Here is a 13,990-nt window from a genome sequence, read left to right on the forward strand (position 1 = left end):
CACGTCAAACCCGTGGATTGGCGTGCGTTTATCGTGTATCTGTCGGGCACCGTCAGCGCTCCGGCTTCGGTTTCAGAATGCTGTCCGCGTGCTTGTTGTAGGCCCTGACCAGCTGGACCTCGATCTCGGCTTTCTTGTTGCGCGCTTTCTTCTTCTGGTCCGCGTCGGTAGCGTTCCTTAAATCTCCGACCGCCTTCACGAACGCCGCCAGGTAGTGATCCAGAATTTCTTGGGTGGTTGTCTTTAGCTGCCCATGCATGTGCCTCCCTCTTGTTCGAAATGTGCGACCTTGCGTCGCGCCTTGAAATCGCCTTTAAACCCGCAGAGGACGGGGCGCGCTGCCGAAACCTCCGCGTGGCCTGGCGTGCGCCGCCGGCTTGGCCTTACGCGCAAACTTCGACGATGCGTGGCTTGCTGCAACAACATCCCGACACGGTCGGGATTCCTCCGTCTGCGCGTTCTTGGCATCATGCGAATCAATGTAGTGAAACATCGCAAAGCGGGCGAAGACGGCCGTGGCCATTCCGACGTGCTTGGCAAAGTCTTTGAACGTCGCGGACTCCGCGTCGTTGGTTGGCACTTCTAAACACTTGCGGCGAACTTTTGTCATGGTGTGGCTCCTGTAAATCGTGAAAATAAGGAAAGGGTGATGCGGGTGATGCGACTACAACTTCAAATGGGCGGGCATTGCCAAACGTGTTACTTTGTTAATTCCACAAAACAATCAACGCGAAAGGCAGCACCCATGGATGAGGACCTCACATACAACAGCATCACAATTACGACGCTGGGCGATCAGAATCAGGTTGAGTTCGCCGTACAACGGACAGCAGGAGATCAGCAAGAACGCGTTGCTCTGAAGGTGTTAATTCCGCTTCAAGGGACACTGTCAATGCAGGAAGCCCAGGTGCTGGCTGTGAATCGAGCAATCGAACTACTGAAAATGACGTTGCCGGACGAACGCCAACTGCCTTCGTGACGTACGTGAAAACCTTGAAGTCGATAGGAGACATTGCGCGCTGACCGACTTCGCTGGTCCGCTCGGCGATTGATGAGAGTGCCCGCATAGGACGCGCGCTGGACGATTTAGCGAAATCGGCACGCAGGCTGCGCACCTCGGCCAAGAGCAACGCCAGGGTGTCGTCGGTTGCAGCCGGCCCGCTCTCGGAGAACTCGGCCTTCAGCGATTCCTCGGACATCGATGGAACTGCACAGCCGGAAGCGGGGTCAAATGAGGCGCGCACGACGTTTGTCACATCTGGCATCGGCTCAGCAGTACGCATGGAGCCGGGCAGCGCAGCGCCGCACATTTCTTGACGCTGCACCTCGTCGTCCTGGTGCCGGCACAGGTTGGTCAGCAGCTCGGTGTGCTTGCGAAGCTCGGCAGCCAGCGGTGCAGCGGCAGCGCGAAACTGTTCGATGGCAGCCGCGAGGGCAGCCAGCTCGGGGATGTGAATTTCGATATTACTCATGATCGTGGCAGCTCTTTACTTGAAGAAACGCGATTTAGGGCGGAAGCCGCCATTGTGTTAAATTGATATTTCCACAAAACAATTACTACGGAAGGTATTTCCATGGACGACGACTACGAATTCTTTATGGATCTGTCGGCAAAACTGAGTACGCACAAATTTTTGCTCGGGCAGCTGTACGCGCAGATATTCATTGCTGACCCGGAATCGATGAAAACCCTGCCCGAATCGCTGATTGACGCAGCGAAGTTCAAATCACATCCGGCGCAAGTCACGGACGACGAACAACGCATCGAACTGCAAGCGCGAATAGTTCAGCAACTCGGCGCTTTTTTCGCTGACGTGGAGAACCGAGTAATTCAAGCTCGGGACCGTTAGTCCCCACGAGACGAAGACCAGGTCGCTCGACCGGCGTCGCCAGCTGGACGGCTTCAGGTGTCAGTGCGGCGTCTTGTGGTGCAGTGTTCATGGCAAGTCCTGGGTTAGCGTGCTTTGAGATGGGTCAACGGGCCGGCGCGGCGATGTGTCAGGGTGGTGGACTGGGCGGCGCGAGGGCTTGGCCGCAACGACGAGACGCAGATATTCCCAGTCGACATCTGGACGCAGAGTCTCGCAGCGCACAGTGCGGTTGGTAAGGCGTTCGATCGCAGGGCAGTGCTCGGCGGGGATGCGACGCTTTTCTTGCTTCCACTGGCTGATGGCCCCCTTGGTTACACCCAAGTGGTCTGCCATGTTCTGCACAGTTCCAACGTACGAAACTGCTTTATCAAGGGCTTCTTCGGGGGTCATTTTTTGGCCGTAACTTATTGAACTTGACCAAGTATAGAAATCCTATACGCAGATGTCAAGTTTTTCTATCCCTTTTTTGTTTAGAATGGCTATACGATTTGTTTATGGAGCTAAAAGACAGAATTGCGGAGTGGATCAGAGAGGCCCGGACAGCCGCGCATCTCTCTGGTGCCGGCCTGGGCGCGCAGCTTTCGCTAGAGTTGGGCGAGCGGGGGAATACTCGTGCCAACATTTCCCACTGGGAGACTGCGAAGCATCAGCCGAGTCTGCAGCAGATCGTTGCCATAGTGAAGATCACAGGGCACGGGTTGCCGGATGACGTAATCGCAGCGCTCGCCGGCAGGCAGCGGCAAGTAGCTACATTGGCACCACCCCTTGAGGCCGCCTCGGTGGACATCAAGAAACCCGATTTGGAAGTGGCCCCCAAGGAGCGCAGCACCGCACAGAGCGCCTTGACCTGGCTTGACCGGCTTAATGAGACTGAGGCAACTATCATCGCCATATACCGAGAATCAGAGCGCTCAGATCGAGAAACCCTACTCGACCAAGCGAACGAACTCCCCGCAGCCAAAAACGTTGCGAATCTCCTATTTCGCAGGAACAAGTTGTAACCGAGGTGGCTCTATAGGGTAGTTGCGACGATAGCTTTGCGACATGTTGATGAACATGTCACGCTTGTCGGGCCGGATGTGGCGGAAATTATCAAGCAAAATCTGTTCGCTTGCTGTGAGAGATACAGTCTTTTCTGAGCTTTGCATTAAATTTCTTCCGAGCATGTGTTGGGCGCGAGTAGACCGGGACTTCTGGTTATCCTACCCGCAACACATCTGGCGGTTGAAATTTGACATCTCAGAGCGGGTGCTAGGGTCTGAGACTGTCAGCGACATGGTTTGGGGCGCAAATACAGATTAAGCCCGCCAAGAAGATGACACAAGGCAATTTTTGTTACCCAATTATTAAAGTGTATCAGCTTTTTTTGTTCTTGCAAGTTACAACAAAAACGTGTACATCGGTTATATTTGCTTTTTCCAAAAAATCCTTCCCGCATATTATTTCACATTCTCACATCATCAAACTGTGGTAGCGCCCTACTTATCCACGCTGCATAAAATTTCACAAAAATCGTACTGCAAGTGAGCATGGATCATCACAAACCGTAACGTTTAGTGCCTTCACGGGTGAAGGCACTCACAACTTCTTTGAGTTTGCATGTGAAAAAATTGGGCGATGACCACACTGCCCACCAAAAAAACAACACAAGCCGAGTACATAAAACAGCCTTGCGCCTACCTCCAGACCTTCACGCCGAGATCCAAGCCGAAGCCGAGCGCAACGGGCACTCGATGAACACCGAAATTTTGCTTAGGCTGCGCGCTGGTGCGCCTGGCCAACTGCCGGCCGAACTCACTGAGATCAAAGAAATGTTGCAAAGGGTGCTTGATAAGATCGCATAGTTACAATTCGAGAGCATTCTGGCAACCGCGCTCTGTATGATCGGATTGCGCAATCGGCACGCCTCCATGCCGAGCAAAAGGATTCAAATGAAACTTCTCACTACCCTGGCATGCATGCTATTCGCGGGGCACGTTGTTGCTGCCCCATGCAACAAGATGGCCGCCCTAGAGGTACAGGTCATGATTAGCGAGTTTGCGAAGACTCAAGTCGGCCGCGATACCGTCACCGTAACCTGGACGTCTAAGATGGACAAACAGTCCGAGGAAAAACTTCTGGCGATGACAAAAGGCTATGCAGACATGGACGCCTGCTTGTCAGGTGAGGCGCGCGAGATCCACTTCTACCGCAAGTCCAAGTTGGTTGGCGTTGCATCGCCCACAAGCGGCATACGGCTCGTCAAGTAAAAATGTCTGCGCACCATCCAGTGCGCAGGCCAGGAACCCCGAAGGCATTCGGGTGCGCGACTGGCAATTCGCGGTAGGTGATGTGGCTGTAGAACCCGATGGTTTCAAGAACTCGATGCTGTGCTAGGTGTGAGAGACGAGCAGATGGGACCAAATATGGGCAGCGGCGCCCGTATTTTTAATTAATGCTAATAGGAAATCATGGCATCGCTGAAAGAAAAGATAGCTGCCGCACGAGGGTCCGAAGTACAGCGGGATAGCCAACCAAAGTTGAGCCCGGTCGAATTTGAGAGTGCTGGCAAGAATTTCGAAAAGTTCATCCAGGGCGCGCATCAGGAGAACAAGCGCGCCATGGAACTGCATGCTCGTTTGCGCGACCTTGGCCTCGAAGGAATAACGACAAGGGAGCAATTTAAGGATGCTGTAAGGGGGAACGATCTAACCACTAAGGATGGCGCGGAGCGATTCGTTGAGCTATTGACGCTGGCCAAAGATTTTGCGTCGCTCACACCTCCGATTGAGGAAGTCGCGATCCTAACCCCTGATGCGGTTGACACCCCACCCGCAAAAGAAGAAGATGGGACCATGAACGCTACAACCGACAAAGACAACATCGACGCCAAACTGCTGGCCGCCACAAATCAGATGATCGGCGACATCAAGGCGGCCAATGCCGCCTCAGATGGCAGGCTTGCTACAATCGACGCGAGGATGGACGGCCGCATCGCCTCCATCGAGTCGAAGATGGATGCTAACTTTGCGCGCTTCGACGCCACGCTTCAAAAAAGCACGGCCGATACGGTGAAGTGGGTGGCCGGGGTTGTTATGGGTCTGGGTGTGATCGGGATTTCGCTGATGACATTCTTGCTCAATAACGTCGTCCCAAAAGCTTCATCCACACCGCCGGCGCCGATCATTATCTACGCGCAACCTGCGCCTGCTGCCATCGCGCCGCAACAGCCACAAGTAAGCAAAGAGTTGCGCACCAACCCGCAAAAGTAACCTGGCGTAAGGCACGCCGCCTCCCGCCATGCCCTGGTCAGTGCCAAGCTCCCGTTGCTATCTGCTCATCTGTGCTCTAGCACAGCGCACGGCAAACCTTCTGACCGAGTGGCGCGAAGTAGGCATCGATGATCGGGCGCGCATATTTGCGAAACTGCTGGGGTCGATCTATTCCTTCAGCAGCCATACGTGCCTCATCAATTTCAGGAAAGTCTCGCAGAAGCTCTAGGGCGACTTCCGCAGGGTGTTTTTCATTGTTCATTTTTTGGCGTCACTGTTGTCAATTGTTCAATAGATGGAGTGTTTGCGAAGTACTCATCAAGCACGCCCCGTACAAACTGCTGGTATTGCGGGTAGGAGAGAAAGCCGTTCGCCTGGTAAAGCGCCGAGTGCAGTTTGTAGTCACGGACTTTCACCAGGGCCGCGTTAGCTAGATCATTCTGTGTATTCATCTCGGAGAACCTCATGGGTAATGTATTAATTTACGCGCCGCTCGTCAACTCATCGCAAGCGACGCTCTTCACTGCGGACGATTCAAGCGAAAAAATAGTCGAATCCTTCTTTGGCGACGATACTGGCGCGCGAATTCGACACGTCGTCATCGAAATTACGACGGCTTCCGGGAAGGAAGTTCGGGTTGTGATACCCAACGATCACCTTGAGGCTGTGGTGTACGTTGACGGCGATCTCGTTTAGCCAACCATTCGCCCCGCATGCCGGGGCTTTTTTTCGCGCCTCGCGTATTAGATAAATCATGCTCAGCAGTAAAAGGCTGTTCATAGGTTAACGAATCAATCATAAGCCAGTATTTCCGCTTTGCTTCGCAAAGCTACGAACCCGTCGGTTCGTAGGAGTTTTTTTCAGCATTATCGTTTTCTTTTCCTCTTGCCCCCTTAGCCCCAAGCGGAGCTTATAGCGCGAGTACACGCGTGTAGCCACTGCATCCTTCAGGCGTTAGCTCGACTCGTACATACGTACGCGAGGCACCATCCGACAGACATTCAGTTCGCGGCTCTCTCTTCGCCACCGCGTGCAGATCTCAAACTTCGCCCCCCCGAATTACCAGGTAGCAGTTCTGCCTTTCCCCAACCCCCTGTTGCTTTGTGCAAGGTCAGCGGTCAGCGATTCTCAGCCGACAGAAGCATTCTACCCATCTCTGAAAAATTTGTATAGTTTTACTTTACATTGAATGTATAGGTGTTCTATACTTTGTACATCGACAGCAGCAACCCACCAGGAGCGCGTCATGACACCGGTCACTCACCCCTCGCCGCAGCAAGTCAGGGATTGGATGAAGCAGAGGCAAGCGGAGCAAAAGCCGCCGCCGACGCCGGAGGAGATCAGGCGGGAACTTGGGTGGGAGCTGGTCCGGGACAACCAAAGCGCCGAGCGCGCACGATAGGAGAGCGAAATGGGTAAAGCAGAATTTGACGCAATCGCCGCGGTAGGCAATCTGCACAACGGCGCGGTACACGCATTTGCCCCAGCGCAGGCGGCCTTCGGCCGTGTGAGCCGCATGAGCGCCGAAGAGCAGCGCAACGCCGCGATCGCCAAGCAAGCCACGCGGATCGCCAAAGAAACCATCGAACTGATCCGGGCTGGTGACGTCAAGACGCTCCGCGACTTCGCCAACGTTATCGGCGACAAGCTGAGCGAGGCCGGCGTCGGCGAAAACCTGTTGCGCACCGCGATGTCGTGCGGCGACCCGACGACCGGCCGGATGTACGCCGACCTGGTGCGCGCATGCATCGCCGACGACGCCGAGAAAACCGCCACCAAAGAAATCGAGCGCCAGGAAGCCGCGCACCGCACCTCCTTCGCCGAAGCCCGCGCCGACCGCGCTGCACACGACCGGGCAATGGCATGAGCACCATCAACGAAATGGGCAACATCGCCCTGGACAACCTGATCCGCGCCGTTGAAAAAGTGACTGCCCCGGACGGCTGGGAGTGTGCGTACCACCGTGGCGAAATCAATGTCATTGCGGACTACATGGACCCGGACCCTGCCTTGCTTGAGAAGGCCCGCCGCGCGATCGACGAGATGATCAAGCGCCAGGTGCGCAACGGCCAATGAGCCCATCCCACCCCGCCGATCCATCGCCACCCTTGAGGTGGCTTTGAGGGTGCAGGAAACCACAAACACAACTGGAGCTAACCATGCAACGCAAAGAAAACGAATCCTTCGCCGCCTACAAAATCCGTCGCGCTGCCGCGAACCTGGCGGTCAAGCGCCTGAATTGGGAATCGAAGGGCGACACGACCAACGTCCGGGCCAGCCGTCCTGGCAAGGGCATGTTTGCTCGCGCGCTCTCCGATCACTTCGCCAAGGCCGCATTGAAGCGACTCCAGCGTACGGCGCGGATGCGCGCATCTCTGTCGGCCTAAGCGCCACCGCCTGGCTGGCGTAACCAGCTGCCAGAGAGCAAGGGACGGGCGTGAACTTCGCCTCAATCTTCGCGCAGCCAAAGCGGAGACTGGCCTTGAAGCAGCTGGAGATTGTGACCAGCCCCTTGCTCTGTGGTGAATGCGCAGGCTGATGCGCACTTGGCGGGTGGTCTATGACGCCTTAACGACCTGAGCCGGAGATCAGCACCGGACACCACTTCAAATAACAGCGCCGCCTGGCGCACTTACTGAAAGCAGATCATGAAGGTAGCCGCAGCAAGAATTGAAGGAGTAAAAGCATTCAGCGCAGGCAGGGCGTGCGCACCTGCTTTGAACAACGCTTTCATCGTCGCAGCCTGTAGTCAAAACGAGACTGAAACTGCGGCCCTCTTGGCTGGTTACGTTGATGGTTGGACCTATGCAAACTTGGCGAAGGATGCGCTTCCAGGCGCTCCGTCAATCGCAGTACATGCTGCCATCTTGGCCGCTGCTGAGTGATGGACTTCCTCGCTTTCCAAGTGCGCTCAGCGCTCATAGGTAACTACAAACCAGAGCGCTTGTTTGAGCGTGGGGTCGAATACGGCGAATTAGTCATCAAAAACGCAATTGAGGACGTCAGGAAAACAGGCTCGTTGACGATCAGCAAATGGGAAAGCAACTCAGGAATTGCGGTCGAGTTCAAGGTCGACGGTTCATCGTTGTTGTTAGTCGAAGAATAGATTTTCTGGCCACCGAGCGGCCACTACACAGTTTCCACTTGCCGGGATCGTCCCGCAAGGGGCTATTTGGAGAAGATTATGGGTAAGCCAGCACAAGCGCCGATTCACAGCCGTTGGGAGCACGTTACCTCAAAAAAAGTTTGGGTCGTTGTTGATCGCCGTCCTGGCGGCCACACGGATATGCAGCAGGAAGGGAAGCCTCGGTTCATGACTGTCTACCTCCAGCAACTTCTCAAAGATTCTGTGCGCCTCCCCGATGCGCCATACGGCGGGGCCACCCCGTAACAGCTTTAATGTAAGCCTGCTCCGAGCCGGCAGCGGCAGTAGAAGAAGCAGTTTCCACTTGCCGGGATGCCGGCGCAAATAACAGGGAGAGCAGCATGTCACTGGATCACGGAATTTTGAACGTGCCGCTTGCCAAGCGCGGCGACATCGACGCCCAGCTCGATGCCTACAAGGCCACTGCGGCAAAAGCGGCGGCTGCTGAACGCAAGTCGGTCGCCAAGGCCCACCGCACGGCAAAGGCCGCCGCAAAGGTCGCGCTGGCCGAGCTCCTGGCCAACACCGATCTGATCGCGGCGAAAGCTGAGCGTATCGGCACCACGCCGCGCGACCTGGCGGACATCTTGACCGACTGGTCGAAGTGGCAGCCAGCCAGAGTTCTCAAGGCGCACGGCGAATGGCTGTCTGGCACCGCACCAACGAAATAACCACAGGGAGAGCAGCGATGGAAGATACGAAATTGCCGAGTGACTGGAAGATGGTTCCGGTCGAGCCGACCGAAGAAATGGTAATGGCGCCCGGCGCGTTGCGCACCGACGGCCAGGTTGCGCGCATTCACCGGGAAATCTGGTCGCGCATGCTCGAAGCCGCCCCCGCCCCGGTGCAGCAGGCAGCGCCGAGCGAGTCTATCGGCAGCGTCCGCGATTACGCAAACTTCCGCGAAGACCTTGAACGCCTGTCGGAGCCGGGCCTGAGCAAGAAGCAAGCGCGAGTCATCCGCCGTGCGATCTACGACACGATTGATGCGCGCGTCCGCAACTACGCCGCCCGCGCCGCCGCCACCGCCCAACCGGCCGGCCTGAGCGATGAGCGTATCGGCCAGATCGCCAGCAAGATCGGCATGGGCACGACGCGCTACGAGCTTGACCCAGACGACTACTGCCTGCGTTTTGCCCGCACCATTCTTGCGGCATCGCCGGCCGGCCTGAGCGAGCAGGAAAAGCTCGATGCGGCGAGGTATCGCTGGCTGGAATCGGTAAACTTCAACATCGAGTTTTTCGATTGCTCCGAGGGAAACCCGGTCATCGCAACGTCATTCGAATATTACGGCCCTGTGGCGAACTTCGTGGCATGGGTGCGCCGCAGGATCGACGACGAGATTCTCGCAGCCAAGGAAGCGCCATGATCGCCTGCGACAAACTGGTGGCCGACTTGGAAGCCGAGCGCAACCACCGCAAGATGCTGGCGGCAGCGCTGACGCAGGCGAATGCCGAGATTGCGCAACTGGCGGCGGCACTGAAACTGGCTCGCATCGCTCTGTCGAACAGCAACCCAGTTCTTGACCTCGCGAAAAATTGGGAGGCTCACGAAAACGCTGAAACCGCCGCCCGCAACGCCCTGACCGCAATAGGTGTCCTGTGATCGCCCGCCTGATCCGCGCCGCACGCGTGCGCTACCTGACCCGCAAGATTGAACGCCTGCACAGCGCCATCACCGATATCCAGATGGAGCGCGTGTACCTGCACGAACTGGAGAGCCAGACGTTCCGGCGCCAGTTGCGCCTGGCCGAGCGTCGCCGCGCGATTGAGAGGGCTGCATGAGCGCGCATACACCGGGGCCGTGGATTGTTTGCGTTCAGGATGGCGATGACATGGCGCATACGGTTTTTGCAGAGTGCCAACTGGGAAAGGGGCGGATTGATGCTGTCGAATGGGATGACGCAGTTGCGCGTGCCGGACTGAATTGGGAAAACTTTGAGGCCAACGCTCGACTGATCGCCGCCGCACCGGAGCTTCTTGAGGCACTGGCGGCGCTTATTGATAGCAAGGGAATGCTCCCATCGGCGTGGCGAACAGCAGAAGCCGCCATTGCCAAGGCAACCGGAGTCGCACCATGAGAAAAATGATCGAAGTCGAAGTCGAAATTGAGGATGCAGATATTTCCGACTTCTCCACGCAAGAGCTGCGCAACGAGCTGGCCATTCGCGGTGCCATAAGCCCGGTGCCACCGCTCGGCGGCGAAGAGCACCACCCGCTGCACGAAATCTACTACGCGCTCAAGTTCGGCCTGACCGAGCGCGCCACGGAGCTGGTCAAGGCGTACGTGTGCGATGAGCTGGGAGTGGTGCTGTGAGCGCGCTGACCGACCCCGAGCTGTTGGAGCTGGCCGCGAAGGCGGCGGGCATGGAAGTGCAGCGCAGCCGTTTCGAAGACCCGATAAATCGCGACTTTCTGATGAATGGCAGCAGCCCGCGCAACTATGGACAGCGGTCTTTCCCGTGGAACCCGCTCACCGACGACGGCGACGCGCTCAGACTGGCTGTGAAGCTGGGCCTCTACCTCGAAATCGACCGTCCAAACACTCGCGCCAGCGCCTTGCCGGAACAGGATGACATGGAATTTTCGCGCGAGCCATTTGGCACCGACCCTTGCGCCGCTACCCGCCGCGCCATCGTCCGCGCCGCTGCCGCCATCGGGGAGGCAATGTAATGCGCGACTTCTTCACCGCCCTCGTGATCGTGCTGGGCCTGCTGCTGGTAGCGGCAGAAGCCGACGAGCACGGGCAGATTGAACAACAACAGGAGCAAGCAGTCAATCCCACGCCGGCATAGTCCCGGCAGAAAGGCAACAGATGTCAAACGCACTCGTCGTAAAGCAAGTCTCACAGCTCGCGGCACAATTTTCGATTCCTGATTCGGACGACCTCACCACCGTGCTCAAGGCAACGGCGTTCAAGGGCCAGGTCAGCGATGCGCAGATGTCCGCACTGCTGATCGTCGCCAGTCAGTACGGCCTGAACCCCTGGACGAAGGAAATCTACGCCTTCCCCGACCAAAACAACGGCATCGTCCCGGTCGTTGGCGTTGACGGCTGGTCGCGCATCATCAACAGCCACCCTCAATTCGACGGCATGGACTTCATGCAGGATGAGGAATCGTGCACCTGCATCATTCATCGCAAGGACCGTTCGCACCCGGTCAAGGTCACCGAATGGCTATCGGAATGCAAAAGGCCTGTAAAACCATGGCAGAGCCACCCGAAGCGGATGCTGCGGCACAAGGCGCTGATCCAGTGCGCCAGGCTGGCGTTTGGCTACGTTGGCATTTATGACCTAGACGAAGCCGAGCGCATCGTTGAAAGCCCAATGCAGCAGGCCAAGGCGCGGCCTGCCGACATTGTTGTGGAATCTGAGGCGACGCGGACCCCAGCCAGTGCCGAGCTGGTGGCAAGAATTGAAGCAGAAGCTGATCGCGGCTACACCGCGTTTTCCGAGGCATGGGCAAAACTAACGAAGGATGAGCGCACCTCATTCACGAGCGAACAGATTCAGTCGTTCAAGGCCCGCACTGACAAAGTTATCGAGGTGGAAGAATGAGCAACCAAGGGACAGCCGAATGGCTACTTGAACGATTGGGCCATGCTTCGGCATCGCGCTTCGCAGATATTCTCGCGGTAAGTGCCAAGGGCGTGCCGCTCAAGTCGCGCGAAGACTACCTCATGCAGCTGGTCACAGAGCGGCTTTACAAGCGCCCGACCGAGAGTGCATCGAGCCAGGCCATGCAGTGGGGCAAAGAATCCGAGCCACTGGCGCGCACGGCATATGAAGTAGAAACCGGCGTGATCGTGATCGAGTCAGATTTCGTCAAGCACCCGACGATTCCTTTCGTGGGCTGTTCGCCAGATGGGCTTATTGGCACCAAGGGCGGTTACGAAAGCAAGTGCCCAGCCAACAGCGCGGTCCACATGGCCACATGGCGCGACGGCATGCCAAAGGCGCATGTCGCCCAGGTGCAGGGCTGTATGTGGGTGGTTGGCCGTGAATGGTGGGATTTTGTCTCTTACGACCCACGCGCTACGCCTGACTTCCGGCTGTATATCGAGCGCATCGCGCGAAACGAGAAGTACATCGCCACGCTTGAAGCAGAAGTCATCAAATTCCTGGCAGATGTCGAAGCACAAATCATCACCATTACTACGAAAGCAGCTTAATCATGGCATACGAACAGCGAGACAACTCCGGCAGCCTCTTCAAGAACGAACGTAAGGTTAAGGGCGACAACAAGCCGAATATGACCGGCAAGGCCATGATCGACGGCGTGATGTACTTCTTCGACGCCTGGACTAAGGAAAGCTCAAAGGGCCGATACCAGTCGGTTTCGTTCAAGCGGATGGATACGCAGGAATCGGCCGCGCCGACAGGGCACGACAAGCCAGCGCCGAAGGGCTACCAACCGCCCGCTGGCTCGATTGACGACGATCTGCCGCCTTTCTGATCATGAGCACGATCTTCCGAGGTGAATTGCAGTTGCTGCGCTGGTCCGATACCTCTACAGGCGGCGCTACCGTGACATTCCAACTCGCGGATGTGGCCGACTTAGATGCGTTCAAAGACTTGACACTGGCGAAAAAGGGCATGGCCGGCCAGCGCATCGCCGCGATCATGGCGCAGGTTACGGATGATGTTGAGCAGCCGCCCGAGGAAAAACAGCGCCCCGGCATGCTCTGCATCATGGCCTGCAACTTCTGCGCGGCACCCGACTTCATCGACTGGGCGATTGGAGTAACAGGAAATGCGGACGATGCCAAGGCGTTTGTGCTGAGCACGTGCGGTATCGACTCTCGCAAGAAGCTGGACACCGATAAGGCGGCTGCAATGCGCTTTCACAGCCTGATCCGCGAGCCATATATGAAATACAAGGGCGCTACAGCATGAGCACCCCACGCACAACAACAATGAGGATGACCATGAACAACGAATTGATAGACGCATTGAAAGCCGCCCGCCTGTATATCAAGGGCGAGGCGCTGCCTACGAAGGTGCAGGTGCTGGATATCATCGGCCACGCGCTGGACGGCACACCGGCCCCGCGCACCGGCAGCAGCACCCGGTATTGCCCGGCGTGCGAGCAGCAGCGCGTGGTGCCGGATGCGCCTGCGGCAAGTGGCGCGGCGCTGACGGATAAGGACAGGCAGTATGTTGAGGGGCTGTTCCCTTCCAACGTACACGGACTGACAGTGCGTGCAATCATCGACTGCGTGTTAGATCGTGCCGTCCTAGCAGCCCAGCCCGTAGCAAGTGGCGCGGCGCTGACGGATACTCTGAGCGCAATCGGCTGGCTGTATCGACGCCTTCCACGTGGGTATGGACGCCAATCACATATCGAGAGCGTCATTGCCGCGCTGGCCGAAGTAACCGGACAAGATTCGGGGGATTTCCTTCTGGATCAAGCCGCCCAGCCCGCCAGCACCGCAGCTAAAGCGGCAGAGCAAGCGGATTTGATCGCTCGTTTGCGCAGGCAACTTGACGTCGCCAATGATCGCCTCACGGATTACCAAGACCACAACGGCCCGGGCGCAGCGGACGTGCGCAAGGCTGCGGTGGACGGCGAGTACTGGCAATACTGCATCACGCATGGCTTCCCGCAGCTTCTCTCGTCAGGGTGGTGGGCGCGCCTTCCAAACGGCCATCTGATCAAAGGCGAAAGCCCGGAAACTGCTGTTGCCGCCGCTATCCGCAGTCTCAACAACAAGGGGTGAGCC

General features: G+C 57.2%; 29 protein-coding genes. 22 read left to right on the plus strand and 7 right to left on the minus strand.

Annotated elements, in window-relative coordinates:
• Positions 1-52: 52 nt before the first annotated feature.
• The 3 genes from F2P46_RS02470 to F2P46_RS02480 form a co-directional block, all read right to left on the minus strand.
• Entirely contained in the window at positions 53-259 is a 207-nt protein-coding gene (locus F2P46_RS02470) for a hypothetical protein (protein WP_166884915.1), read from the minus strand.
• A 54-nt stretch (positions 260-313) separates the two neighbouring features.
• Positions 314-610: a hypothetical protein gene (locus F2P46_RS02475; RefSeq protein ID WP_166884917.1), complete on the minus strand. Its 297-nt coding sequence runs from the start codon at positions 608-610 to the stop codon at positions 314-316.
• Positions 611-779: 169 nt separating this feature from the next.
• Entirely contained in the window at positions 780-1,472 is a 693-nt protein-coding gene (locus F2P46_RS02480) for a hypothetical protein (RefSeq protein WP_166884919.1), read from the minus strand.
• A gap of 102 nt (positions 1,473-1,574) precedes the next feature.
• On the opposite strand from F2P46_RS02480, the gene F2P46_RS02485 reads away from it, so the two are divergent.
• Positions 1,575-1,850, plus strand: coding sequence for a hypothetical protein (locus F2P46_RS02485; protein ID WP_166884921.1), 276 nt, complete (start codon positions 1,575-1,577; stop codon positions 1,848-1,850).
• Between the two features lie 87 nt (positions 1,851-1,937).
• Here F2P46_RS02485 and F2P46_RS02490 read toward each other — a convergent pair whose 3' ends face one another.
• Entirely contained in the window at positions 1,938-2,261 is a 324-nt protein-coding gene (locus tag F2P46_RS02490) for a helix-turn-helix domain-containing protein (RefSeq protein ID WP_166884923.1), read from the minus strand.
• Positions 2,262-2,365: 104 nt separating this feature from the next.
• Here F2P46_RS02490 and F2P46_RS02495 point away from each other — a divergent pair, with 104 nt between their 5' ends.
• From F2P46_RS02495 to F2P46_RS02510, 4 genes are all read left to right on the plus strand, one after another.
• Positions 2,366-2,872: a helix-turn-helix transcriptional regulator gene (locus F2P46_RS02495; protein ID WP_166884925.1), complete on the plus strand. Its 507-nt coding sequence runs from the start codon at positions 2,366-2,368 to the stop codon at positions 2,870-2,872.
• 600 nt (positions 2,873-3,472) lie between these two features.
• Complete coding sequence (locus tag F2P46_RS02500) at positions 3,473-3,715, plus strand: Arc family DNA-binding protein (protein ID WP_208296481.1); 243 nt, start codon at positions 3,473-3,475, stop codon at positions 3,713-3,715.
• An 87-nt stretch (positions 3,716-3,802) separates the two neighbouring features.
• Positions 3,803-4,120, plus strand: a complete 318-nt coding sequence (locus F2P46_RS02505) for a hypothetical protein (protein WP_166884927.1) — start codon at positions 3,803-3,805, stop codon at positions 4,118-4,120.
• 201 nt (positions 4,121-4,321) lie between these two features.
• The gene (locus F2P46_RS02510; protein WP_166884929.1) at positions 4,322-5,122 is read left to right on the plus strand and encodes a hypothetical protein; all 801 of its coding nucleotides are present in this window, start codon (positions 4,322-4,324) and stop codon (positions 5,120-5,122) included.
• 76 nt (positions 5,123-5,198) lie between these two features.
• Here F2P46_RS02510 and F2P46_RS02515 read toward each other — a convergent pair whose 3' ends face one another.
• The 3 genes from F2P46_RS02515 to F2P46_RS02525 all read right to left on the minus strand — a co-directional run bounded on the left by F2P46_RS02515 (position 5,199) and on the right by F2P46_RS02525 (position 5,902).
• Positions 5,199-5,384, minus strand: coding sequence for a hypothetical protein (locus tag F2P46_RS02515; protein WP_166884931.1), 186 nt, complete (start codon positions 5,382-5,384; stop codon positions 5,199-5,201).
• Positions 5,374-5,574, minus strand: coding sequence for a hypothetical protein (locus F2P46_RS02520; RefSeq protein WP_166884933.1), 201 nt, complete (start codon positions 5,572-5,574; stop codon positions 5,374-5,376). The genes F2P46_RS02515 and F2P46_RS02520 overlap by 11 nt, the downstream gene beginning before the upstream one ends.
• 82 nt (positions 5,575-5,656) lie before the next feature.
• Positions 5,657-5,902, minus strand: coding sequence for a hypothetical protein (locus tag F2P46_RS02525; RefSeq protein ID WP_166884935.1), 246 nt, complete (start codon positions 5,900-5,902; stop codon positions 5,657-5,659).
• 631 nt (positions 5,903-6,533) lie between these two features.
• On the opposite strand from F2P46_RS02525, the gene F2P46_RS02530 reads away from it, so the two are divergent.
• From F2P46_RS02530 to F2P46_RS02605, 17 genes are all read left to right on the plus strand, one after another.
• The gene (locus tag F2P46_RS02530) at positions 6,534-6,989 is read left to right on the plus strand and encodes a hypothetical protein (RefSeq protein WP_166884936.1); all 456 of its coding nucleotides are present in this window, start codon (positions 6,534-6,536) and stop codon (positions 6,987-6,989) included.
• A complete protein-coding gene (locus F2P46_RS02535; protein ID WP_166884938.1) occupies positions 6,986-7,198 on the plus strand; it encodes a hypothetical protein in 213 nt (70 codons plus the stop codon). Before F2P46_RS02530 ends, F2P46_RS02535 begins: the two co-directional genes overlap by 4 nt.
• Before the next feature lie 83 nt (positions 7,199-7,281).
• Positions 7,282-7,509, plus strand: a complete 228-nt coding sequence (locus tag F2P46_RS02540) for a hypothetical protein (RefSeq protein WP_166884939.1) — start codon at positions 7,282-7,284, stop codon at positions 7,507-7,509.
• 497 nt (positions 7,510-8,006) lie between these two features.
• Positions 8,007-8,228 (plus strand): hypothetical protein, encoded by a 222-nt coding sequence (locus tag F2P46_RS02545; RefSeq protein ID WP_166884941.1) that lies wholly within the window; start codon positions 8,007-8,009, stop codon positions 8,226-8,228.
• A 380-nt stretch (positions 8,229-8,608) separates the two neighbouring features.
• Positions 8,609-8,938, plus strand: a complete 330-nt coding sequence (locus F2P46_RS02550) for a hypothetical protein (RefSeq protein WP_166884943.1) — start codon at positions 8,609-8,611, stop codon at positions 8,936-8,938.
• Positions 8,939-8,955: 17 nt separating this feature from the next.
• The gene (locus F2P46_RS02555; protein WP_166884945.1) at positions 8,956-9,636 is read left to right on the plus strand and encodes a hypothetical protein; all 681 of its coding nucleotides are present in this window, start codon (positions 8,956-8,958) and stop codon (positions 9,634-9,636) included.
• Entirely contained in the window at positions 9,633-9,872 is a 240-nt protein-coding gene (locus tag F2P46_RS02560) for a hypothetical protein (RefSeq protein WP_166884947.1), read from the plus strand. The genes F2P46_RS02555 and F2P46_RS02560 overlap by 4 nt, the downstream gene beginning before the upstream one ends.
• A complete protein-coding gene (locus tag F2P46_RS02565) occupies positions 9,869-10,051 on the plus strand; it encodes a hypothetical protein (protein ID WP_166884949.1) in 183 nt (60 codons plus the stop codon). Before F2P46_RS02560 ends, F2P46_RS02565 begins: the two co-directional genes overlap by 4 nt.
• Positions 10,048-10,347 (plus strand): hypothetical protein, encoded by a 300-nt coding sequence (locus tag F2P46_RS02570; protein WP_166884951.1) that lies wholly within the window; start codon positions 10,048-10,050, stop codon positions 10,345-10,347. The genes F2P46_RS02565 and F2P46_RS02570 overlap by 4 nt, the downstream gene beginning before the upstream one ends.
• On the plus strand, positions 10,344-10,583 hold the full coding sequence (locus F2P46_RS02575) for a hypothetical protein (RefSeq protein WP_166884953.1): 240 nt from the start codon (positions 10,344-10,346) through the stop codon (positions 10,581-10,583). The genes F2P46_RS02570 and F2P46_RS02575 overlap by 4 nt, the downstream gene beginning before the upstream one ends.
• Positions 10,580-10,939, plus strand: a complete 360-nt coding sequence (locus F2P46_RS02580) for a hypothetical protein (protein ID WP_166884955.1) — start codon at positions 10,580-10,582, stop codon at positions 10,937-10,939. Before F2P46_RS02575 ends, F2P46_RS02580 begins: the two co-directional genes overlap by 4 nt.
• Positions 10,939-11,061 carry a hypothetical protein gene (locus F2P46_RS38180; protein WP_267875818.1) on the plus strand — a complete coding sequence of 41 codons (123 nt, stop codon included), beginning with the start codon at positions 10,939-10,941 and terminating at the stop codon, positions 11,059-11,061. Before F2P46_RS02580 ends, F2P46_RS38180 begins: the two co-directional genes overlap by 1 nt.
• Before the next feature lie 20 nt (positions 11,062-11,081).
• Positions 11,082-11,825, plus strand: a complete 744-nt coding sequence (bet, locus tag F2P46_RS38510) for a phage recombination protein Bet (protein ID WP_166884956.1) — start codon at positions 11,082-11,084, stop codon at positions 11,823-11,825.
• The gene (locus F2P46_RS02590) at positions 11,822-12,439 is read left to right on the plus strand and encodes a lambda exonuclease family protein (protein ID WP_166884959.1); all 618 of its coding nucleotides are present in this window, start codon (positions 11,822-11,824) and stop codon (positions 12,437-12,439) included. Before bet ends, F2P46_RS02590 begins: the two co-directional genes overlap by 4 nt.
• Positions 12,440-12,441: 2 nt before the next feature.
• The gene (locus F2P46_RS02595; RefSeq protein ID WP_166884961.1) at positions 12,442-12,723 is read left to right on the plus strand and encodes a hypothetical protein; all 282 of its coding nucleotides are present in this window, start codon (positions 12,442-12,444) and stop codon (positions 12,721-12,723) included.
• A gap of 2 nt (positions 12,724-12,725) precedes the next feature.
• Positions 12,726-13,163: a hypothetical protein gene (locus F2P46_RS02600; protein ID WP_166884963.1), complete on the plus strand. Its 438-nt coding sequence runs from the start codon at positions 12,726-12,728 to the stop codon at positions 13,161-13,163.
• 32 nt (positions 13,164-13,195) lie between these two features.
• Positions 13,196-13,987, plus strand: a complete 792-nt coding sequence (locus F2P46_RS02605) for a hypothetical protein (RefSeq protein WP_166884965.1) — start codon at positions 13,196-13,198, stop codon at positions 13,985-13,987.
• The last annotated feature ends 3 nt before the right edge of the window (positions 13,988-13,990 follow it).

Origin of the sequence: Massilia sp. CCM 8734, assembly GCF_011682155.1 — a bacterium.
Taxonomy (GTDB): Bacteria; Pseudomonadota; Gammaproteobacteria; order Burkholderiales; family Burkholderiaceae_D; genus Telluria_A; species Telluria_A rubra.